The 19,573-nt window shown below is 72.8% G+C and carries 20 protein-coding genes and 1 pseudogene; 11 read left to right on the forward strand and 10 right to left on the reverse strand.

Features of this window, described 5'->3' with window-relative positions:
- The first annotated feature begins 40 nt into the window (after positions 1–40).
- Positions 41–676 carry a ScbR family autoregulator-binding transcription factor gene (locus ACFV04_RS28085; protein ID WP_380348623.1) on the forward strand — a complete coding sequence of 212 codons (636 nt, stop codon included), beginning with the start codon at positions 41–43 and terminating at the stop codon, positions 674–676.
- Between the two features lie 117 nt (positions 677–793).
- Here the strand turns inward: ACFV04_RS28085 and ACFV04_RS28090 are convergent, their stop codons facing one another.
- The 4 genes from ACFV04_RS28090 to ACFV04_RS28105 form a co-directional block, all read right to left on the reverse strand.
- Positions 794–1,405, reverse strand: a complete 612-nt coding sequence (locus tag ACFV04_RS28090; protein WP_360252987.1) for a ScbR family autoregulator-binding transcription factor — start codon at positions 1,403–1,405, stop codon at positions 794–796.
- 224 nt (positions 1,406–1,629) lie between these two features.
- Positions 1,630–1,839 carry an acyl-CoA carboxylase subunit epsilon gene (locus ACFV04_RS28095; RefSeq protein ID WP_360252990.1) on the reverse strand — a complete coding sequence of 70 codons (210 nt, stop codon included), beginning with the start codon at positions 1,837–1,839 and terminating at the stop codon, positions 1,630–1,632.
- Between the two features lie 72 nt (positions 1,840–1,911).
- On the reverse strand, positions 1,912–3,513 hold the full coding sequence (locus ACFV04_RS28100; protein WP_380348621.1) for an acyl-CoA carboxylase subunit beta: 1,602 nt from the start codon (positions 3,511–3,513) through the stop codon (positions 1,912–1,914).
- 451 nt (positions 3,514–3,964) lie between these two features.
- Positions 3,965–4,387 carry a PLD nuclease N-terminal domain-containing protein gene (locus ACFV04_RS28105; protein ID WP_380348620.1) on the reverse strand — a complete coding sequence of 141 codons (423 nt, stop codon included), beginning with the start codon at positions 4,385–4,387 and terminating at the stop codon, positions 3,965–3,967.
- Positions 4,388–4,480: 93 nt separating this feature from the next.
- Here ACFV04_RS28105 and ACFV04_RS28110 point away from each other — a divergent pair, with 93 nt between their 5' ends.
- Together ACFV04_RS28110 and mqnP are read left to right on the forward strand one after the other, a co-directional pair.
- On the forward strand, positions 4,481–5,938 hold the full coding sequence (locus tag ACFV04_RS28110) for a menaquinone biosynthesis decarboxylase (RefSeq protein WP_380348618.1): 1,458 nt from the start codon (positions 4,481–4,483) through the stop codon (positions 5,936–5,938).
- Complete coding sequence (mqnP, locus tag ACFV04_RS28115) at positions 5,938–6,834, forward strand: menaquinone biosynthesis prenyltransferase MqnP (RefSeq protein ID WP_360253002.1); 897 nt, start codon at positions 5,938–5,940, stop codon at positions 6,832–6,834. Before ACFV04_RS28110 ends, mqnP begins: the two co-directional genes overlap by 1 nt.
- 159 nt (positions 6,835–6,993) lie before the next feature.
- On the opposite strand, the gene ACFV04_RS28120 is transcribed toward mqnP, so the two are convergent.
- The 4 genes from ACFV04_RS28120 to ACFV04_RS28135 all read right to left on the reverse strand — a co-directional run bounded on the left by ACFV04_RS28120 (position 6,994) and on the right by ACFV04_RS28135 (position 10,539).
- The gene (locus tag ACFV04_RS28120) at positions 6,994–7,788 is read right to left on the reverse strand and encodes a nucleoside-diphosphate sugar epimerase (RefSeq protein ID WP_380533357.1); all 795 of its coding nucleotides are present in this window, start codon (positions 7,786–7,788) and stop codon (positions 6,994–6,996) included.
- 202 nt (positions 7,789–7,990) lie between these two features.
- Positions 7,991–8,746, reverse strand: coding sequence for an alpha/beta fold hydrolase (locus ACFV04_RS28125; RefSeq protein WP_380348614.1), 756 nt, complete (start codon positions 8,744–8,746; stop codon positions 7,991–7,993).
- Between the two features lie 74 nt (positions 8,747–8,820).
- Positions 8,821–9,207: a glycine cleavage system protein GcvH gene (gene gcvH / locus ACFV04_RS28130; protein WP_380533359.1), complete on the reverse strand. Its 387-nt coding sequence runs from the start codon at positions 9,205–9,207 to the stop codon at positions 8,821–8,823.
- A 108-nt stretch (positions 9,208–9,315) separates the two neighbouring features.
- A complete protein-coding gene (locus ACFV04_RS28135; protein ID WP_380533361.1) occupies positions 9,316–10,539 on the reverse strand; it encodes an FAD-dependent oxidoreductase in 1,224 nt (407 codons plus the stop codon).
- 112 nt (positions 10,540–10,651) lie between these two features.
- On the opposite strand from ACFV04_RS28135, the gene ACFV04_RS28140 reads away from it, so the two are divergent.
- Together ACFV04_RS28140 and ACFV04_RS28145 are read left to right on the forward strand one after the other, a co-directional pair.
- The gene (locus ACFV04_RS28140) at positions 10,652–11,431 is read left to right on the forward strand and encodes a TetR/AcrR family transcriptional regulator (RefSeq protein WP_380533363.1); all 780 of its coding nucleotides are present in this window, start codon (positions 10,652–10,654) and stop codon (positions 11,429–11,431) included.
- Positions 11,432–11,508: 77 nt separating this feature from the next.
- Positions 11,509–11,891 (forward strand): annotated as a pseudogene (locus ACFV04_RS28145) (VOC family protein).
- A 7-nt stretch (positions 11,892–11,898) separates the two neighbouring features.
- On the opposite strand, the gene ACFV04_RS28150 reads toward ACFV04_RS28145, so the two are convergent.
- Together ACFV04_RS28150 and ACFV04_RS28155 are read right to left on the reverse strand one after the other, a co-directional pair.
- Positions 11,899–12,615, reverse strand: a complete 717-nt coding sequence (locus ACFV04_RS28150) for an MOSC domain-containing protein (protein WP_380348609.1) — start codon at positions 12,613–12,615, stop codon at positions 11,899–11,901.
- A 75-nt stretch (positions 12,616–12,690) separates the two neighbouring features.
- Positions 12,691–13,443, reverse strand: coding sequence for a cyclase family protein (locus ACFV04_RS28155; protein ID WP_360253029.1), 753 nt, complete (start codon positions 13,441–13,443; stop codon positions 12,691–12,693).
- Between the two features lie 66 nt (positions 13,444–13,509).
- Between ACFV04_RS28155 and ACFV04_RS28160 the strand changes: the two genes are divergently transcribed.
- The 6 genes from ACFV04_RS28160 to ACFV04_RS28185 all read left to right on the forward strand — a co-directional run bounded on the left by ACFV04_RS28160 (position 13,510) and on the right by ACFV04_RS28185 (position 19,495).
- Positions 13,510–14,193, forward strand: a complete 684-nt coding sequence (locus tag ACFV04_RS28160) for a UbiX family flavin prenyltransferase (protein WP_380533366.1) — start codon at positions 13,510–13,512, stop codon at positions 14,191–14,193.
- Positions 14,194–14,312: 119 nt separating this feature from the next.
- On the forward strand, positions 14,313–14,771 hold the full coding sequence (locus ACFV04_RS28165) for an Lrp/AsnC family transcriptional regulator (RefSeq protein ID WP_030055719.1): 459 nt from the start codon (positions 14,313–14,315) through the stop codon (positions 14,769–14,771).
- A 3-nt stretch (positions 14,772–14,774) separates the two neighbouring features.
- A complete protein-coding gene (locus ACFV04_RS28170) occupies positions 14,775–15,737 on the forward strand; it encodes a threonine/serine dehydratase (RefSeq protein WP_360253035.1) in 963 nt (320 codons plus the stop codon).
- Between the two features lie 52 nt (positions 15,738–15,789).
- Positions 15,790–16,953, forward strand: a complete 1,164-nt coding sequence (gene mqnE, locus ACFV04_RS28175) for an aminofutalosine synthase MqnE (protein WP_380348604.1) — start codon at positions 15,790–15,792, stop codon at positions 16,951–16,953.
- 128 nt (positions 16,954–17,081) lie between these two features.
- Positions 17,082–18,428 carry a L,D-transpeptidase family protein gene (locus ACFV04_RS28180; protein WP_380533369.1) on the forward strand — a complete coding sequence of 449 codons (1,347 nt, stop codon included), beginning with the start codon at positions 17,082–17,084 and terminating at the stop codon, positions 18,426–18,428.
- Between the two features lie 122 nt (positions 18,429–18,550).
- Positions 18,551–19,495: a beta-ketoacyl-ACP synthase III gene (locus ACFV04_RS28185; RefSeq protein ID WP_360253044.1), complete on the forward strand. Its 945-nt coding sequence runs from the start codon at positions 18,551–18,553 to the stop codon at positions 19,493–19,495.
- The last annotated feature ends 78 nt before the right edge of the window (positions 19,496–19,573 follow it).

A 19,573-nucleotide genomic window follows, 5' to 3' on the forward strand; every position in this document is an offset into this window, starting at 1 on the left:
CGGGGCGGGGATCGCGCCCGGTCGAGTCCGGAGGGGGCCAGTGGTCAAGCAGGAACGGGCTGGACGGACCCGGCAGGCCGTGCTGCTCGCCGCCGCCGAGACCTTCGCGCGGGTGGGCTTCGAGGCCGCCAGCCTGGTCGACATCAGTCGCCGCGCCGGGGTGAGCAAGGGCGCCCTCTACTTCCACTTCGTGTCCAAGCAGGCCCTCGCCGACGGGGTGCGCCGTGCCGCCGGCCGCGAGATCGGCGCGGCCGCGCTGCGCGCCCTGCGCGCCGACGGCCCGGCCCTGCAGGGGCTGATCGACCTCTCGCACGAGCTGGCCCGGATGCTGCGCGAGGACGTGGTGGTGCGGGCCGGTGTCCGGCTCGGCCGCCAGGTCCCGCGCCGGGACGGCCCCCAGGACGGACCGCCGGGCCCGCCCGGCCCGGACGCCACCTGGCGCAGCCTCACCGCAGTCGTCCACCGGCTGCTGGACCGCGCCGCCCAGGCGGGCGAGCTGTGCCCGGGGGTGGACCGGCGGGCCGCCGCCGAACTGCTCACCGCGGTGGCGGCCGGGCAGGTGCTGCTGGCGGGGGAGGAGACCGACCGGCCCCGGCCGGAGGCCGTGCGCCGGGTCTGGACGGCCGCGCTGCCGGCCCTGGTGGCGGAGCGGGACCGGGCCGGCTACCGGGTCTGAGTCGGCTACCGGGTCCGAGCCGGTCGGGGAGCCGGTCGGGGCCGTTCGGCGCGGCCCGGTGACGCCCGGCGGGGCCGGGTGGCGCGCGGCCCGGTCCGGGGCCGGACCCGGCCGGGCTCAGGCGCGCTCGGCCACGCTCAGCCGGGCGAGCGCGTGCGGCTGGACCAGGCCGGGCAGCAGCAGCGTCCACAGGTCGGCCAGCCGCTGGATCAGGTCCTGCCGGTCGGCCAGCACCTGGGAGCTCAGCTGGATCCCGGTGACGGCCCCGGTGATCACCCCGGAGGCCGCGGCCAGGTCGATCCCCGGGTGGAGGTCGCCGGCGTCCCTGGCCTGCTCCAGCAGCCCCCGGACCAGGTCCATCCAGCCCTGGTAGGCCGCGATCTGCGGCTGGGTGAAGCTTCCGTGCTCGATGGTCAGCCGGATGCTCCCGCGCACCAGCGGGTCGTCCTGGAGTGCGCGGGCGAAGGCGTACGCGAGGTCGATCAGGTTCTGCACCGAGCTGTCCGACACCGGCTTCCAGCCGGCGATCCAGGCGCCCTGTCCCTCGATGACGGCGAGCGCCAGGTCCTCCTTGGACCGGAAGTGGAAGTACAGCGCGCCCTTGGTGACCCCGGCGCGGTCCAGGATCTCGGACATCGTGGCGGCGGCGTAGCCGCGCTCGTCGAACACCTCGGCCGCCGCGAGGAGTACCGCCTGGCGGGTCGCCAGCGCGCGGGCCTGCCTGGCCATCGCAGCCTCCCTGGAAAGTTCTGGTACCTCGGCAGCGGCCGATCCTATGGGTCCGGCGGGGCGGCGAAGGCATACCGACCGGTAGGCATCCTACCGAGCCGCCCGCCGCCCGGTCCGGCCCGTGCCGACCGGACGGACCCGAAGGGTGCGCGCGCCGCCCGGGCAACGCCCGACGGCCGGTCACCCGAACGGGGTGACCGGCCGTCGGCGCGAGCCGCGGTCCGTCAGGCGGCCTGCTGCCAGCTGACCGGCGAGTAGTAGGCCGGGCGGCGCTCCAGGCGCTGCCAGTTGGCGATCGGCTCGATCGGCGATGCGGTGCCGGCCTGCTGCGCGGCGGCGGCGCGCGCCATCAGGACGGCGGTCAGGGCGGCGAGTTCCTCGTCGGTGAGGCTGCCGCGGACGATGCGGACGAGCGGTTCGGCGGAAGCGGTCATGTCCTGGTTTCTCCCCCGGTGGCTGTGGTGTGAGGTGGCTCTCGGTGCGTCCTGCTGCGGTGGCCGCAGGCGCTACATCGGCGGGTTGCCGTGCTTGCGGCTCGGCAGGTCCGCGTGCTTGGTGCGGAGCATGGCCAGGGCGGAAGCGATCACCTGGCGGGTTTCGGCCGGGTCGATGACGTCGTCCACGAGGCCGCGCTCGGCCGCGTAGTACGGGTGCATCAGCTCGTTCTTGTATTCCTTGATCTTCTGGGCCCGCATGGCGTCCGGGTCCTCGGCGGCGTTGATCTCGCGCCGGAAGATGACGTTGGCCGCGCCCTCGGCGCCCATGACGGCGATCTCGTTGGTCGGCCAGGCGTAGGACAGGTCGGCGCCGATGGAGCGGGAGTCCATCACGATGTAGGCGCCGCCGTAGGCCTTGCGCAGGATCAGCGAGATGCGCGGCACGGTCGCGTTGCAGTACGCGTACAGCAGCTTGGCGCCGTGGCGGATGATGCCGCCGTGCTCCTGGTCGACGCCGGGCAGGAAGCCGGGGACGTCGAGCAGGGTGACCAGCGGGATGTTGAAGGCGTCGCACATCTGCACGAAGCGGGCGGCCTTCTCGCTGGCGTTGATGTCCAGCACGCCGGCCAGCGACTGCGGCTGGTTGGCGATGATGCCGGTGACGTGGCCGTCGACGCGGGCCAGCACGCACAGCACGTTGGTGGCCCAGCGCTCGTGGACCTCCAGGTACTCGCCGTGGTCGACGATCTCCTCGATCACCTTGCGCATGTCGTACGGGCGGTTGCCGTCGGCGGGCACCAGGTCCAGCAGGCTGTCGTTGCGCCGCTCGACCGGGTCGTCGCTCACCACGGGCGGCGGCATCTCGCGGTTGTTCTGCGGCAGCAGCGAGAGGAGGTAGCGGACCTCCTCGATGCAGGACTGCTCGTCGTCGTAGATGAAGTGGGCCACGCCGGAGACGCCGGCGTGCACGTCGGCGCCGCCGAGGCCGTTCTGGGTGATCTTCTCGCCGGTGACGGCCTGGACCACGTCCGGGCCGGTGATGAACATCTGCGAGGTCTCGCGGACCATGAAGACGAAGTCGGTCAGCGCGGGGGAGTACGCGGCGCCGCCGGCGCACGGGCCGAGCATCACCGAGATCTGCGGGATGACGCCGGAGGCCTTGGTGTTGCGCTGGAAGATGCCGCCGTAGCCGGCCAGGGCGGTGACGCCCTCCTGGATGCGGGCGCCGGCGCCGTCGTTCAGCGAGACCAGCGGGGCGCCGGCCGCGATGGCCATGTCCATGATCTTGTGGATCTTCTGGGCGTGGGCCTCGCCCAGCGCGCCGCCGAAGATCCGGAAGTCGTGCGCGTAGGTGAAGACGGTGCGGCCGTGGACGGTGCCCCAGCCGACGACGACGCCGTCGGTGTGCGGCTTCTTGGCCTCCAGGCCGAAGCCCTGGGCGCGGTGCCGGCGCAGCGGCTCGACCTCGTGGAAGGAGCCCTCGTCCAGCAGCAGCTCGATGCGCTCGCGGGCGGTCAGCTTGCCCTTGGCGTGCTGGGCCTCGGTGGCCTTGTCGCTGGGGCCGCGGCGGACCTTCTCGCGCAGCTCGTGCAGCTCGGCGACCCGCCCGCGGGCGTCGGCCGGGACCTCGGGGACCTCGCCGTCGACCGGCGCCTCATGCACAACCGTCATCTCGAACCACTCCAAGGGTGAGGGAACTGTCCGACAGCCAACGTCTGCTGTGCCCCCGGCCGCGAATCACTTTCTTCACTTATGACTGTACGAGGGGCCGTGCGCTGGTTTCGGCGTCGATTCCGTACAAGGTCGGGTTCGTTTAGCTGTCAGGCCTGTACAGAAGCGGTCGGGTCGGAGCCGGAGCACTGGGTGTTCGTTCGAATACCGGGGGTTGTCGGACAGATGATGGTCCGATGATCTGAGCATGAAGGAAAGCGCAGGTCAGGGCCGTCCCTCAGTAATGTAGGACGGCCGTCTTGGGTGCCGCTCAAGGTCCGCTCAAGCCGGGTGCCCGGACAGCGGTCATCCGGGTGAGACGGCACCCAGTCGTAGGGAAGCGCCAAAAAGGCGACGGCCCACCCGGAGCCGCCCGGGTGGGCCGTTGGAGGGAGTGCGGGAACCCCCGTGATCAGCTCTTCCGGCCGTCCCCGGGCTCGTCCCGGTCGCGCAGTTCCTGCTCCCGGCGGCGCAGATCGGCCTCCCACTGCTCCAGCATCGACTCGTGGTCCTTGTCGTCCTTCTTCAACGAGGCGAGGAACTCGGGGTCGTCGTCCGGCGCGAGCGGGCGCCCGCCGCGCCCGGCGGGGTGCCCCGGACCACCGGCCGCCGGGTGCCCTGGCCGGCCGTCGGCGGCCGCGACCGGCAGGAAGCCGCGCTGCTTGCCGGCGATGAGCCAGGCGATCGGGCCCAGCGGCGGGAAGAGCAGCACGATCAGCACCCACACCACCTTCGGCAGGTGCTTCACCTCGTCCTCGGGCGTGGTCAGGCAGTCGACGAACGCCCAGACCCAGAACGCGAGCGGAAGGACGATGGTCAGCAGAATCCGCAACATGGGCTGCGATCTCCCCCAGCGGGCGGCGGCGGCGGGCGCCTTCCCGGGGCCCTTGACGCAAGCCAGGCTATCTGGTGGCGGATACTGACAGGCATGGCATACGACGATCTCCGCTCGTTTCTCCGGGCCCTCGACCGAGAGGGCGACCTCAAGCGCATCAAGGCGGAGGTGGATCCCCACCTGGAGATCGGCGAGATCGTCGACCGCGTGCAGAAGGCCAAGGGCCCCGCGCTGCTCTTCGAGAACGTCAAGGGCTCGTCGATGCCGCTCGCGATGAACGTCTTCGGCACCGAGCGGCGCCTGGCCAAGGCGCTCGGCCTCAAGGGCCCGGACGACATCGCCGAGAAGATCGCCGGTCTGCTCAAGCCGGAGCTGCCGCAGGGCTTCACCGGTTTCCGCGACGCCTTCGGCAAGCTCGCCTCGATGGCACACGTCCCGCCGCGGCACGTGAAGACCGGTGACGCCCCGGTGCAGGAGGTCGTGCTCACGGGTGACGACGTCAACCTGGACGAGCTGCCCGCGCTCTTCACCTGGCCGCTCGACGGAGGCTCCTTCTTCAACCTGGGCCTCACCCACACCAAGGACCCGGACAGCGGCGTCCGCAACCTGGGCCTCTACCGGCTCCAGCGCCACGACCGACGCACCATCGGGATGCACTGGCAGATCCACAAGGACAGCCGCAACCACTACGCGGTGGCGGCGAAGCGCGGCGAGCGCCTCCCGGTCGCCATCGCCTTCGGCTGCCCGCCGGCCGTCACCTACGCGGCCACCGCCCCGCTGCCGGGCGACATCGACGAGTACCTGTTCGCCGGCTTCGTCGCCGGGGAGCGGGTGCGGATGGTCGACTGCAAGACCGTCCCGCTGCAGGTCCCGGCCGACGCCGAGGTGGTCCTGGAGGGCTGGTTGGAGCCCGGTGAGATGCTGCCCGAGGGTCCGTTCGGCGACCACACGGGCTTCTACACCCCGCAGGAGCCGTTCCCGGCGCTCACGATCGACTGCGTGACGATGCGTCGCCGCCCGATCCTGCAGTCCATCGTGGTCGGCCGCCCGCCGACGGAGGACGGCCCGCTGGGCAAGTTCACCGAGCGGTTCTTCCTGCCGCTGCTGAAGATCATCATTCCGGACATCGTCGACTACGACCTGCCCGAGGCCGGCGGCTTCCACAACTGCGTGATCGTCTCGATCGACAAGAAGTACCCCAAGCACGCCCAGAAGACGATGCACGCGATCTGGGGCGCGCACATGATGTCGCTGACCAAGCTGATCATCGTGGTGGACGCCGACTGCGACGTGCACGACTACCGGGAAGTCGCCTGGCGGGCCTTCGGCAACGTCGACTACAGCCGGGACCTCACCGTCGTCGAAGGACCGGTCGACCACCTGGACCACGCCTCCTACCAGCAGTTCTGGGGCGGCAAGGCCGGCATCGACGCCACCCGCAAGCTGCCCGAGGAGGGCTACACCCGGGACGGCGGCTGGCCCGAGATGGTGTCCTCGGACCCGGCCACCGCCGCCCTCGTCTCGCGTCGCTGGAAGGAGTACGGGCTCTGATGAGTACGGCTGCTGTCGAAACCCCGGGGCGCACGAAGGCGTTCCTGCGGCTGGTGATGATCGAGCACTCGGTCTTCGCGCTCCCCTTCGCGTACATCGCCGCGCTGACGGCGATGTTCCTCGCCGACAAGCGGGTGCACTGGGGCCAGTTGTTCGTCGTCACGGTGTGCATGGTCGGCCTGCGGACCTTCGCGATGGCCGCCAACCGGATCATCGACCGCGAGATCGACGCCCGTAACCCCCGCACGGCCGGGCGCGAACTGGTCACCGGCGCCGTCTCGTTGAGGACCGCGTACGTCGGCTCGGCCGTGGCGCTGGTGGTCTTCCTCGGCGCGGCGGCGATGCTCAACCCGCTCTGCCTGGCGCTCGCGCCGGTCGCCGTGGTGCCGATGGTGGTCTACCCGTACGGCAAGCGGTTCACCGACTTCCCGCAGGCGATCCTCGGCCTGGCCCAGGCCATGGGCCCGGTCGGCGCCTGGCTCGCGGTGACGGGCCGCTGGTCCTGGGAGGCCGTCGTCCTCGGCGTCGCGGTGGGCATCTGGATCGGCGGCTTCGACCTCATCTACGCCTGCCAGGACGTCGAGTCCGACCGCCACGGCAAGGTGCGCTCGGTGCCGGCCCGCTTCGGGGTCCCGGCGGCCATCCGGGGCGCGCGCGCGTGCCACGTCCTCACCACGCTCCTGCTGGGCTGGTTCGCGGTCCTGACGGACGCCGGAGCGGCGTTCTGGATCGGCCTCGTCGTCGTCGCGGGCGCCTTCGTCTACGAGCACACCATCGTGAAGCCGAACGACCTGTCGAAGCTCAACCGGGCGTTCTTCCAGACCAACGGCTTCGTGGGCATCTCGCTGTTCTGCTTCGCCCTGCTCGACCTGGTCATCCGCGGCCTCGGGATCTGATCCCCGGTCAAGCGGGCGGCGGAGTCACCCGGCAGATGACGACGAGTTCGAGTCGGGGGACCACGTCGTAGGCGACCAGGCCCCCGGCGATGTCGAGGTAACGCACGGGCTCGCCGCTGCCCTCGTCCGTGAACTCGACCCCGTCGGACCCCGGCCGGCTCAGCGGAACAGTGCGGCGTGGTCCGTCGCCCAGGTGCGGAAGCTGCGGGCCGGGTGGCCGGTGACGTCCTGGACGGTGGTGGTGGCCGGTTCGGGGGCGGCGATGCGGGCGTGGATGAAGTCCAGCGTGCCGTCGATCGCGGCCCGGGGCCGGCCGCTGGCGGACATCCGGTGGCGGGCGGCCTCGCGGGGGATCTCCTCCCACTTCGCCGGGCGGCCGGCGGCCTCGCCGATGATGCCCACCTGCTCCGCCTGGGTCGGCGACTCGGGGCCGGTCAGCACGTAGCGGGCGCCGTCGTGACCGTCCTCGACCAGGGCCCGGACGGCGACCGCCGCGATGTCCCGCTCGTCCACGGGGCCGAGCCCGGCCGCGCCGCCGTAGCCCCGTACCGCGCCTGCGGAGCGGATCTCCTCCGCCCACTGCAGCGCGGCGGCGAAGCCGTGCGCCCGCAGCACGGTGTGCCGTACCCCGCTCGCGGCGAGCAGTGCCTCGATCTCGCCCTCCGGCCGGTCGGGGACGGCGGAGGACAGGAACACCACCCGCCCGACCTCCCGGGCCAGCACGCCCACCGCGTCCGCCGCCGCGTCGGCGGTCGGGTACGGCCAGCCGAGCAGCACCGCGCCGGCGCCCTGGGCGGCGGCCTCCAGCGACATCGGGTCGAGCAGGTTCCGCTGCGTCAGGGGCCGCGCCCGCACTCCCGCGGCCGCGAGCTGCAGCCCGACGTGCCGTCCGACCGTCCCGGAGACGCCGACCACCAGCACAGGCGACGCGTCGTCAACTCGCTTTTCTGTCATGCCTAGAACGTAGGTGACGAAGATGAGACGCCCAATGCGTACGGGTCTCGGGTCCATGCGTCATCGTCCAGGGGGCGTGCGCCAACTCGCCGGGCGGCCCCCGTCGCCGTCCGGGGTCTCGTCCCGTGCCCCGGCCCCGCCTGAGCGTCGTGGTGCGCGGACCCCGGGCCCGGTCGGCGCACCGCGCACCGCGACCCCGGCGTCAGTCGTGCAGGAAGCCCTCCAGCGAGGCCGCCAGGGCGACCGGGGCCTCGTACATCGGGTAGTGCCCGCTGCCGCCGAGCTCCTCCAGCTCCGCGTTGGGGTAGTGGCTGAGCCAGGTGCCGCGCATGACGTCGGCGGTCAGCGCGAGGTCGTGCGCGCCGACGATGACCTTGACCGGCACCGGGTTTCCGCTGATCCGGCGCTCCAGGTCGGCGGTGGTCCAGTCGCGGACGTAGCCGCCGAAGGCCTCGGGCGTGGAGAGCCGCAGGGACTGGTCGACCATCCGGTCCAGCCAGACCCGGCCCGCCCGCCGGCCGGTGACCAGGTCCAGGATCGCGAGGCGCTTCTCCCGGTCCCCGGCGGCGCCGTGGAAGAGCGCCTCGCCGGCCTCGTCCAGCGGGTACGCCCCGGCCGGCACCGGGGCCAGGCCGACCAGCTTGCGCACCCGCAGCGGCGCCTCGGCGAGCACCTGCTGAGCGGCCTTGCCGCCCATCGAGTGGCCGACCAGCGAGAAGCGGTCCCAGCCGAGCTGGTCGGCGAGGGCGAGCGCGTCGGAGGCGATCTCGGCGAGCGTGTACGTGCCGGTGACGTCCCGGCGCTCGCCGTAGCCGCGGTAGTCGAGGAAGGCGTAGCTGAAGGCGTGGCCGTCGAGGTAGTCGAGGAACGGGCCCCAGCCCGCGCTGGTGCCGAACCAGTCGTGCAGGACCAGGACGTGGTGGTCGCCGGTGCCGGTCGAGCGGTGAGGGATCGTCATGCCATCGGTCGTTCCCGCCGACCCGCCCGTCCGAACGGTCGGGTCGACGGGAAACCGGAGTGCCGGGGCGGCCGCTACTCCCCTTCGGAGACGTAGGCCCCGTACTCGGCCGCCGTGAGCAGGCCGTCCGGCTCCGTCGTCGCCGTGATCTCGACGAGCCAGCCGTCGCCGTACGGGTCCTGGTTGATGAGCTCGGGGTCCTCGGCCAGCTCCGCGTTCACTGCGGCGATCGACCCGGTGAGCGGCGCGTACAGCTCGCTCACCGACTTGACCGACTCGACGGTTCCGAACGCCTCGCCGGCCGTGAACTTCCTCCCCTCTTCGGGGAGTTCCACGAAGACGATGTCCCCGAGCTGCCGCTGGGCGTAGTGGGTGATGCCCACGCGGGCCCCTCCCTTCCCCGTGGTCGCCACCCACTCGTGGTCCTTGGTGTATCTGAGGGTCGTCGGAATGTCGGACATGGCGGCCTCCGGGGGCTCGGCGTCACGACTGACTGATCGTCAGTCTCGGCGAGAAGGCTCCCGCAGTCGTCCGCTCCCCGCCGTGAGGTTCACCCGGACGAGTGAACTTCAGATGTCGCGCCGGGCGAAGGCCGGAGCGTGTTCCGGCCGCGGGCCGAAGGCGATCATGCGGGAGAGCAGCAGCGGGAACCCGGGGGCGTAGCGGGCGAGCAGCACCAGGGGGGTCGGCGGTCCGACCCGGCGGCCGGTGAGGGCGGGCTCGAACATCACGCGGTGCAGGGTCCGCTGGAACCGCTGCATGATCACGGTCGGCCGCCACCGGCGGCGCTGCACCCGGGCGAGGGCCGCGACGGTCGGGCGGCCGCGCCGCAGGGGTTCGGCGAGCAGGGTCGCGGCCGCGACGGCGTCCTGGATGGCGAGGTTGATGCCGACGCCGCCGGCCGGGGACATCGCGTGGGCGGCGTCGCCGATCAGCAGCAGCCCGTCCTGGTACCAGCGGTCCAGCCGGTTCAGCCTGACGTCGAGCAGGTGGACGTCGTCCAGGCTCTCCAGGCGGTCGACCCGGTCCGCGTACTGGGGCAGCAGCCGGGCGATCCGTTCGCGGAAGTGCGCGATGCCCTCGGCGCGCAGCTGGGGGTCGCTGCCCTTGGCCCGGAAGTAGGCGACCTGGAAGTAGTCGGCCCGGGCGAAGCTCAGGGCGAGGTCGCCGGGGCCGAAGCCGGGGACGAGGCTGGGCGGCGCGGCCTGTTCGTGGGCGTGCCGGGGGAGCCGGAACCACCAGGTGTCGAAGGGCACGGGGTGTTCCTCGGGCACCAGCCCGGACTCCCGGCGCAGGGTGGAGTGCCGGCCGTCGGCGGCGACGGTGAGCGCGGCGCGCAGCTCGCCCTCCTCGCCGTCCCGGGTGCGGTACCGCACGCCGACCACCCGGTCGCCCTCCCGGAGCAGGCCGGTCGCCTCGGTGTTCATCCGCACGGTGAAGGCGGGCTCCTGGCGCGCCTCCTCGACCAGGAAGTTCAGCAGGTCCCACTGCGGGATCATCGCGATGTAGTCGTACGGGGCGCGCATCCGGTCGTAGGCGCTCAGCGCGACCGGGCCGGCGCCGGGCACGGTCACCACCAGGTTGCCCAGGCGGCTCTGCGGCAGTGCGGCGAACTTGCGGCCCAGGCCGAGCTCGTCCATCAGCCGCACGGTGGACGCGTGGACGGTGTCGCCGCGGAAGTCGCGCAGGAAGTCCCCGTGCTTCTCCAGCACGGTCACCTCGACGCCTGCGCGGGCCAGTAACAGGCCCAGCATCATTCCGGCCGGTCCGCCCCCGGAGATCACGACGCTCATGGCCGTCCTCCTTTCGTGTTCGATCGGTGTTCGGCTGGTCGCCGTCCGTGTGGAACTCGTATAGACAGATTCTCTGGAACCGTCTCAGGTGTCAAGTAGTACGATGCTCCACATGAAGGAGCTGGTGGCGGCCGCCCTCGCGGCGGCGAAGGAGCGGGGCCGGGACGTCGCCGACGTCCCGCTGGCGGGGATCGCGGCCGCGGCGGGCATCTCCCGCAGCACGCTGCTGCGGCGGCTCGGCGGCTCCCGGGCGGCCCTGGACGAGGCCGTCCGGCAGGCCGGGGTCGACCCGGGCGGGCGGCCGCCGGTGCGCGAGCGCGCGATCGAGGCGGCGGCCCACCTGGTGGCCGAGCGCGGGCTGGCCGGGATCACCCTGGACGCCGTCGCCGACCGGGCCGGGTGCTCCCTGCCGAGCCTGCACACCGTCTTCGAGGGCCGGGACGGCCTGCTCGCCGCCGTCTTCGGACAGTACGGGCCGCTGCCGGACCTGGAGGCGCTCGCGGCCGACCCGCCGGAGGACCTGGAAGGCGCCGTACGGGCGCTCTACGAGACCTTCGCCGCGTCCTTCGCCCAGGAGCCGCGGGTCGTCCCGGCGGTCTTCGCCGACCTGTTCAGCCGCCCGGACGGCCCCGCCGCCGCGATGATGGGCGCCAACCTGCCGCGGACGTACGACGGCCTCAACCGGCTGCTGCAGCCGCACGTCGAGGCCGGGCGGCTGCGGCCGCTGCCGGTCCCGGTGCTGGTCCAGCTGCTGCTCGGCCCGCTGATCACGCACATCCTGCTGCGTCCGGTGCTGGAGCCCGCCTTCGGCGCCGGACTGCCCTCGGTGGACCGGGCCATCGACCACTTCGTCGACTGCTACCTGCGCGCGGTCGCCCTGCCCGGGGCGTAGGCCCGCACCCGGCGCACATCCGGAGCCCGCGCCCGGAGCCCGAACCGGGCGCGGGCGACACCGACCCGAGGAGAACCGTGATCGGCAAGCAGCAGTGCCTCGTGCTCGACTGCCCCGACCCGGCCGCGCCGGCCCGCTTCCACGCCGGCCTGCTCAGTGGCGAGGTGGACCGCCCGGACCCGCGCTGGTCGCCGGGCGCGGACTGGTCCACGCTGCACCTCGACGGCGGTCCGGTGCTCTGATTCCAGCGCGTCGCCGACCACCGCCCGCCGCGTCGGCCCGACCCGTAGCACCCCAACAGGCGCACCTGGACCTCGACGTCGAGGACCTGGCCGCCGCCGGGCGGGCGGCGCTCGCCCTCGGTGCCACGCACCTGTACGGCGCGGGCCGGTGGAGCGTCTTCGCCGATCCGGCCGGGCACCCCTTCTGCCTGATCGGCCCGCCACGGCAAAGGTCCTGACGGAGCGTCAGTCGAGTGTGAGCCGGTCGCCGACCCGGAGCCGGCCCGGGGTTGCGACCGTGGCGAGCGCGTCGAGGCGGCCGTCGTGGGCGTGGACGACGGCCTTGAGGATCTCCGGCGCGTGCGGCAGTCCCGGCTGCGGGGCGCCGGTCATCGCGCAGCGCTCGCTGGAGGTGACGAAGGCGAGGCGGGCGCTGTCCGGGGCCTCGCCGCGGGCCTGGTGGCCGAACCAGGTGTCCTCGACGAACGGCGGGGTGCCGGGCGGGGTGCGCAGCACGATGTTGGGCCGGAACCGGCGTTCGTCGACCACCGCGAACGGGACGGCTTCGCGGACCCAGTCCAGGGTGGCGGTGGTGAGCAGGCTGACCGGCAGCCGGTCGAAGTGCGGGACGGCGTCCTCCCGGGCGAGTTCGACGTCCTCGCGCTGGAGGTAGGCGCGCAGGAAGGCGGTCGGCCGGTCGACCGGGCGTCCGAGCGGGTCGAACAGCTCGGGTCCGTCGATCCGGCGGCCGAGGCGGGCGGAGAGGCGGAGCAGGCCGTCCATCCGCCGGAAGCGGCGGGTGTTCTTGCCGGAGCCGAGCTTCCCGGTGGCGTCGCGGACGGCGTAGAGGCGGTCGCCGGCCAGGCCGCGCCCGTCCACCTCGACGGAGTCGAGCCGCTCGCCGCCGGTGGATTTCACGGGGTAGCGCCAGAGTCGCTCGATCACTCCGATGATCTCAGCCATGGGCGGACAGCGTACTGGCGCCACCGGGGGATGGTCTAGACCAAGTGGCGTACCGGTGACGGAGATCGGCGCGGCTCAGCCCAGCCGGGCCACCGCCCGCACCGGTGCGCCGTCCGCCGCGACCAGCCGCAACGGGAACAGCGAGACCTCCACCGGCCGGCCGGCCTCCTGCGCCGCCAGCAGCGCCCGCAGGTCGGTCAGGTTCTCGGCGATCACCCCGCCGCCCGGCGCCCCCAGCAGCACCCGGTGCGCGGCGAGCGTCGGCTCGTCGGCGGCGCCCTGGTCGTGCTCGTCGGTGAGGTCGGCGAGCAGTGCCGCCACCGCGGGGTCGCCCGGGCCCGGGTCGGGCGTCGGGTCGACGCTGAGCGCGTCCACCCCGACCGTCCGGATCCCGGCGGCCACGATCGCCTCGGCGGCCTCCGCGGTCAGGCTGGGGTGGGCGAGGTAGGTGTCGGTGCCCCAGTGCCGGGCCCAGCCGGTGGCCAGCAGCAGGACGGTGCCCTCGCCGGAGTCCCCGGCCCGCTCCAGCGCGGGCGCCAGCAGCTCCGGCGTGACGGCCGCCCGGGGCTCCAGCCCGCGCAGGTCGGCCAGCACGGCCGGACCGGTGAACCGCTCCAGCGGCAGCCCGTCCAGGGTCGGCCAGGTGACGTCCACGTGGTACGGCGCGTCCACGTGCGTCCCGGACTGCGAGCCGAGGTGCAGGGCCAGCACGTTCACCCCGGCGGTCGCGGTGGTGAGCGCGGGCGCCAGCACGACCGCCGGGTCGCCGGGGTAGACCGGCATCGCGGTGGTCACCTGATGGGTGAGGTCGACGAGGGTCGCTGCCATGCGCCCATCCTCCCAGTGCCGACCGCCGATGGGGCTCCGCCCGGTGAAGCCGGATAGAAATGGCCCATGGGACATGCGAAGCGTCAGCCGTGGGTGGTCGGGGTCTCGGGCGCGTCGGGGACGCCGTACGCGGCCTCGGTGATCCGGGGGTTGCTGGCCGCCGGTGAGGCGGTGGACCTGATCGTCAGCCGGGCCGCCAGGCTGACCATCCTGGACGAGACCGGCATCTCCTTCCGGGACGCCCACTGGCGCACCGACCTGGCCGCCTGGCTGGGTGTGGAGGGCTCCGGGGGCGGCCTGGACGACGTCCGCTACTGGCCCGCCGGGGACTTCGCGGCCGGCCCCTCCAGCGGCTCGTACCCGGCCAAGGGCATGCTGGTGGTGCCCGCGACCACCGGGGCGGTGGCCGGGATCGCGCTGGGCCTGAGCAAGGACCTGCTGCAGCGGGTCGCCAGCGTCACCCTCAAGGAGCGCCGCCCGCTGGTCGTGTGCGTGCGCGAGACGCCACTCAACGGGGTGACGTTGAAGCACCTGGTGGAACTCGACGCGCAGGGCGCGGTCGTCCTGCCCGCTTCGCCCGGTTTCTACGCCGGCGGCTCCACCGTGCGCGAACTCGTGGATTTCGTGGCCGGACGGGTCCTCGACGCCGCCGGCGTGCCGCATTCCCTGTACCTGCGCTGGGAGGGGGAGTTGGGCGCGGCGGCCCGCCGGGCCGACCGGAATCAGGGCGTTCCGGCTGAGGGGGAGTAAGGAGACCGAGGGCGGGAGAGTATCTTCTCTGCGATATCCGGGTCGGTCGGCGCACGGCGCCTTTGAATCCGGATAATGATCTGTGGGTCTGGAGAGGTTCGGAAGGACGCGGACGGTATATGGACACGGTGGACAGACAGCTCATCCAGGCGCTCCGGGAGAACGGCCGTGCGTCCTACGCCGAGCTGGGCCGGCTGGTCGGACTCTCCGGCCCGAGCGTCACGGACCGCATCAACCGCCTGGAGCAGGCCGGGGTCATCACGGGGTACCGCGCGACGGTCAACCCGGCCTCGCTCGGCTTCGGCGTCACGGCCCTGATCGGCCTCCAGCTGACGGACGCGGCGGACCACGAGGACGTCGCGTTCCGGCTGAAGGACCTCAACGAGGTCGAGGACTGCTGGTTCATCGCGGGTGACGACTCGTACATGCTCAAGGTCCGGGTGGCCGACGTGGCCGGCCTGGAGTCGGTGGTGAAGCGGATCTCGGGGACGAAGGGCGTAGCCCGCACCCGCACCACCGTCGTACTCTCCACGAAGTGGGAGAACCGGGTGAGTGAACTTCCTCCTGTAGGAGAGTGACGCATGGCACTGGTCGGTCTGGAGGAGCTGCGCTCCGCTCGGCAGCGGATCGCGGGGGTCGCCGTGCGCACCCCGCTGGTTCCCGCCCCCTGGGCGGCCGAGGGGGAGCGCAGGCTCTGGCTGAAGCCCGAGAACCTCCAGCCGACCGGGGCCTTCAAGACCCGCGGCGCCTACAACCGGCTGGCCGCGCTCACCGCGGACGAGCGGGCGCGCGGCGTGGTCGCCCAGTCCAGCGGCAACCACGCGCAGGCGGTGGCGTACGCGGCGGGGCTGCTCGGCGTCAAGGCCGTGATCGTGATGCCGGACACCTCGCCGGCGGTGAAGGTGGAGGCCACCCGGGCGTTCGGCGCCGAGGTGATCCTGGTGTCGCCGGAGGAGCGGGACACCCTGCCGGGCGAGCTGGCCGAGCGGCACGGCTACGTCTGGGTGCCGCCGTACGACGACCCGTTCATCATCGCGGGCCAGGGCACGGTCGGCCTGGAGATCGCCGAGGACGCCCCGGCCGGGCTGGACACCGTCCTGGTGCCGGTCAGCGGCGGAGGCCTGATCGGCGGCACGGCGGCCGCGCTCAAGCTGACCCGCCCGGGCATCCGGGTGGTCGGCGTGGAGCCCGAGCTGGCCGCCGACGCGCAGGCCAGCCTGCGGGCCGGCCGCCGCCTCGCCTGGCCGGTCGCCGACACCTACCGCACCATCGCGGACGGTCTGCGCACCCCGTCCGTCGGCGTGCTGCCGTACGAGCACATCACCGCCTACGTGGACGACATCGTCACCGTCACCGAGGACGAGATCCGCGCCACCGTGGCCCTGTTGGCCCGCCGCGGCCGGCTGGTCGCCGAGCCGTCCGGGGCGGTCGCACCGGCCGCGTACTTCCACCGGGCCGCCGAGACCGGGGGCCAGTCGGTGGCCGCCGTGGTCAGCGGCGGGAACATCGAACCCGCACTGCTCGCAGAGCTGCTCTCGGCATAGGCGTACGCTCGTTCCGGCAAGGAATCGAATGTCGGAGGAGGCGGGTCACCGCATGGACGCAGGGCTCAAGCGCGAGCTGGAGGCGAAGGTCTACGCGGGTGAGCGGCTGACCCGCGAGGACGGGATCGCGCTCTACGGGAGCGACGACCTGGCCTGGCTGGGCGGGCTGGCCCACCACGTGCGGACGCGGAAGAACGGCGACGTCGTCCACTTCAACGTCAACCGTCACCTCAACATGACCAACGTGTGCAGCGCGTCCTGCGCGTACTGCTCGTTCCAGCGCAAGCCGGGCGAGAAGGACGCCTACACGATGCGCATCGAGGAGGCCGTCCGCCTGGCCAAGGCCATGGAGGTCGAGTCCCTCACCGAGCTGCACATCGTCAACGGTCTGCACCCGACCCTGCCGTGGCGCTACTACCCGCGCTCGCTGCGGGAGCTGAAGGCGGCTCTGCCGAACGTCTCGCTCAAGGCCTTCACCGCCACCGAGATCCACTGGTTCGAGAAGATCAGCGGCCTGCCCGCCGACGAGATCCTGGACGAGCTGATCGACGCCGGCCTGGAGTCGCTGACCGGCGGCGGCGCGGAGATCTTCGACTGGGAGGTCCGCCAGCACATCGTCGACCACGACACCCACTGGGAGGACTGGTCGCGGATCCACCGCCTGGCGCACGAGAAGGGCCTCAAGACGCCGGCCACCATGCTGTACGGCCACATCGAGGAGCCCCGCCACCGGGTGGACCACGTGCTGCGGCTGCGCGAGCTGCAGGACGAGACCGGCGGTTTCCAGGTCTTCATCCCGCTGCGCTACCAGCACGACTTCCACGACTCCAAGGACGGCGTCGTGCGCAACAAGCTGATGGCCCGCACGGAGATGGCCACCGGCGCCGAGGCGCTGAAGACCTTCGCGGTCTCCCGGCTGCTCTTCGACAACGTCCCGCACGTCAAGGTCTTCTGGGTGATGCACGGCGTCGCCACCGCCCAGCTGGCGCTCAGCCACGGCGCGGACGACATGGACGGCTCGGTGGTCGAGTACAAGATCACCCACGACGCGGACAACTTCGGCACCCCGAACAAGCTCGGCCGCGACGACCTGCTCGGCCTGATCCGCGACGCCGGCTTCCGCCCGGTCGAGCGCAACACCCGCTACGAGATCATCCGCGAGTACGAGGGCCCGGACCCGATGCGCCGTGAGTCCCCGCAGGCGATGCGCCTCTGACTCGCCCTCCGACCTGCGCACTTCCCCGCCGCCCCGGCCGCCCCGCGGTCCGGGGCGGCGGTGCCTTCACGGCCTCCGCACGCGACCCGGGTTTACCAACGGGTGTGGCGTTTGGCAGGATCGACGGCATGTCCGGTTCTCATCGCGCCACCGAGTACCCGCCGTACGAGCCGATGCAGGAACCGGTGTACGGGGTGCCGCAGCAGTCGCACGAGGCGCCGTACGGCACCTACGAGCCGTACCCGCAGGCGTACCAGGAGCCGGTCGGGCAGGAGTACGGCGACGGGGTGTACCGGTCGTACGAGCAGTCCTACGCCCAGCCGTACGGGCAGTCCTACGAGCAGCCGTACGAGCAGTTCCCTGACGGGTACTCCGAGGCCCGCGACTACCCGTCCGCGCCGGAGCCGGCCGGCTACGAGTCCGCCGTCCACGAGCACACCGGCCACGAGCCCGCCGTCCACGAGCCCACCGGCTACGAGCCCGCCGTCCACGAGTCCACCGGTTACGAGCCCGTCGGCTACGAGCCCGGTCCCGCCGTCCACGAGCCGGCCCCCGCGCCGCTCGCGCCCCTCGCCCCCGTCGTGCCGGTCGCCGTCCCCGTCGAGGGCGGCCGGGCAGCAGCCCGGGGCCGACGGCGCAAGGTGAAGCAGAAACGTCACGGCAAGGCCGTGATGGCCGGCACCGCCCTGCTGGTCGCGGCCGCCGCCGGCTGGTACACCGTCGGCCAGGACGAGGCCAAGCCCGGCCTCGCGGCCGCCGACGGCCCCGGCCCGGACGGCGTCAGCAAGCCCGACCAGCCCGCCCCCGCCGCCGTCCAGGCCGCCTCCGACCGGCAGGCCGCCGCCCCGGCCGCGGCCCGCGGCGAGGCCCGCCAGGACGCCTCGGTGGCCGCGATACCCGGCCTCGGTGCGACCTTCACCGCGAAGATCCCCGCCGGGACCAACCAGGTCCTGGTCGCCTCCGGCGCGGACAAGAACACCGACAAGAACACCGTCGTCCTCTGGACCCGCACCCCCGAGGGCCGCTGGCTGGCCGGCGAGACCTGGCAGGGCCACAACGGCAAGAACGGCTGGACCGCCGACCACAACGAGGGCGACCTGCGCAGCCCGATCGGCGTCTTCGGCCTCAGCGACGCCGGGGGCCGCCTGGCCGACCCGGGCAGCAAGCTCCCGTACGACAAGGACCCGAACTTCGTGGTCTCCGGCACGGGCTTCTTCGGCGACCAGCTGGCCGGCTCCTTCGACTACGTGGTCGCGATCAACTACAACCGGGTCGCCGGCAACTCCCCGCTCGACACGCGCCGCCCGATGGGCTCCAAGAAGGGCGGCGGCATCTGGCTCCACGTGGACCACGACGGGCCCACCCACGGCTGCGTGTCGATACCCGAGGACAAGATGGCCCAGCTGATCCGCACCCTGGACCCGGCGGCCCACCCGGTCATCGTGATGGGCGACACAGCTACCCTGGCCACCTGACCTCGGCATACGCGCGACCCAAGCCCCCCAACGCCCATTGTCGATCCCCTACAGATCATGAGCGCGGATCCTGTCGCCGGTCATGCCCCGCTGACCAGCGGGTAACCCGGTTCCATGGCAGCATGAGCGGTTCGCGCATTGTGGCACTCGGGCACTACCAGCCCCCCAAGGTCCTCAGCAACGACGACCTGGCGGCGCTCGTCGACACCGACGACGAGTGGATCCGAAGCCGGGTGGGCATCCGTACCCGGCACATCGCCGAGGGCGAGACCCTGGTCGACCTCGCCGCCGAGGCCGCGCAGAAGGCGCTCGCCAAGAGCGGCCGGACGGCGGAGGAGATCGACCTCGTCGTGGTCGCCACCTGCACCGCGATCGAGCGCAGCCCCAACACGGCCGCCGCGGTGGCCGCCCGGCTCGGCGTGCGTTCGCCTGCCGCGTACGACATCAACACGGTCTGTTCCGGCTTCTCGTACGCCCTGGCCACCGCCGACCACGCGATCCGGGCCGGCGCGGCCCGTCGCGCCCTGGTGATCGGCGCCGAGCGGATGTCCGACACCCTCGACTGGACCGACCGCTCCACCTGCGTGATCTTCGGCGACGGCGCGGGCGCCGCGGTGGTCGAGGCCCAGGAGGAGGGCGACGAGCCCGGCATCGGCCCGGTGGTCTGGGGTTCCGAGCCGGAGAAGGGCGACGCCGTGGTGATCACCGGCTGGGACCCGGTGATCAGCCAGCAGGGCCAGTCGGTGTTCCGCTGGGCCACCACCCAGCTCGCCCCGCTCGCCCGGCAGGCCTGCGAGCGGGCCGGGATCGACCCGGCCGAGCTGAAGGGCTTCGTCCCGCACCAGGCCAACCTGCGGATCATCGACGCGATCGCCAAGAAGCTGGGCCTCGGCGACGCCGTGGTGGCCCGGGACGTGGTCGAGTCCGGCAACACCTCGGCCGCCTCCATCCCGCTCGCCTTCTCCAAGCTGGTCGAGCGCGGCGAGCTGTCGCCCGGGGACCCGGTCCTGCTCTTCGGCTTCGGCGGTGGCCTGGCGTACGCCGGCCAGGTCGTGCGCTGCCCGTAGCCCTGGCCAGGGCGGTTCCGGGGCCCGGAAGGCCCCGAGAAGGACGAATGCCGGTGGGCGGGCACCCCTTGCGAGGGG

The sequence above is a fragment of the Kitasatospora sp. NPDC059599 genome (assembly GCF_042735125.1).
Lineage (GTDB): Bacteria > Actinomycetota > Actinomycetes > Streptomycetales > Streptomycetaceae > Kitasatospora.

Coding starts and splice junctions, on each gene's coding strand:
- ACFV04_RS28105 (WP_380348620.1), bottom strand. CDS start 4,387: ATGTTGCGGATTCTGCTGACCATCGTCCTTCCGCTCGCGTTCTGGGTC.
- ACFV04_RS28125 (WP_380348614.1), bottom strand. CDS start 8,746: ATGACGATCCCTCACCGCTCGACCGGCACCGGCGACCACCACGTCCTG.
- mqnE (WP_380348604.1), top strand. CDS start 15,790: ATGGACGCAGGGCTCAAGCGCGAGCTGGAGGCGAAGGTCTACGCGGGT.
- mqnP (WP_360253002.1), top strand. CDS start 5,938: ATGAGTACGGCTGCTGTCGAAACCCCGGGGCGCACGAAGGCGTTCCTG.
- ACFV04_RS28180 (WP_380533369.1), top strand. CDS start 17,082: ATGTCCGGTTCTCATCGCGCCACCGAGTACCCGCCGTACGAGCCGATG.
- ACFV04_RS28110 (WP_380348618.1), top strand. CDS start 4,481: ATGGCATACGACGATCTCCGCTCGTTTCTCCGGGCCCTCGACCGAGAG.
- ACFV04_RS28140 (WP_380533363.1), top strand. CDS start 10,652: ATGAAGGAGCTGGTGGCGGCCGCCCTCGCGGCGGCGAAGGAGCGGGGC.
- ACFV04_RS28100 (WP_380348621.1), bottom strand. CDS start 3,513: ATGACGGTTGTGCATGAGGCGCCGGTCGACGGCGAGGTCCCCGAGGTC.
- ACFV04_RS28165 (WP_030055719.1), top strand. CDS start 14,313: ATGGACACGGTGGACAGACAGCTCATCCAGGCGCTCCGGGAGAACGGC.
- ACFV04_RS28095 (WP_360252990.1), bottom strand. CDS start 1,839: ATGACCGCTTCCGCCGAACCGCTCGTCCGCATCGTCCGCGGCAGCCTC.
- ACFV04_RS28185 (WP_360253044.1), top strand. CDS start 18,551: ATGAGCGGTTCGCGCATTGTGGCACTCGGGCACTACCAGCCCCCCAAG.
- ACFV04_RS28135 (WP_380533361.1), bottom strand. CDS start 10,539: ATGAGCGTCGTGATCTCCGGGGGCGGACCGGCCGGAATGATGCTGGGC.
- ACFV04_RS28120 (WP_380533357.1), bottom strand. CDS start 7,788: ATGACAGAAAAGCGAGTTGACGACGCGTCGCCTGTGCTGGTGGTCGGC.
- gcvH (WP_380533359.1), bottom strand. CDS start 9,207: ATGTCCGACATTCCGACGACCCTCAGATACACCAAGGACCACGAGTGG.
- ACFV04_RS28090 (WP_360252987.1), bottom strand. CDS start 1,405: ATGGCCAGGCAGGCCCGCGCGCTGGCGACCCGCCAGGCGGTACTCCTC.
- ACFV04_RS28155 (WP_360253029.1), bottom strand. CDS start 13,443: ATGGCAGCGACCCTCGTCGACCTCACCCATCAGGTGACCACCGCGATG.
- ACFV04_RS28160 (WP_380533366.1), top strand. CDS start 13,510: ATGGGACATGCGAAGCGTCAGCCGTGGGTGGTCGGGGTCTCGGGCGCG.
- ACFV04_RS28170 (WP_360253035.1), top strand. CDS start 14,775: ATGGCACTGGTCGGTCTGGAGGAGCTGCGCTCCGCTCGGCAGCGGATC.
- ACFV04_RS28150 (WP_380348609.1), bottom strand. CDS start 12,615: ATGGCTGAGATCATCGGAGTGATCGAGCGACTCTGGCGCTACCCCGTG.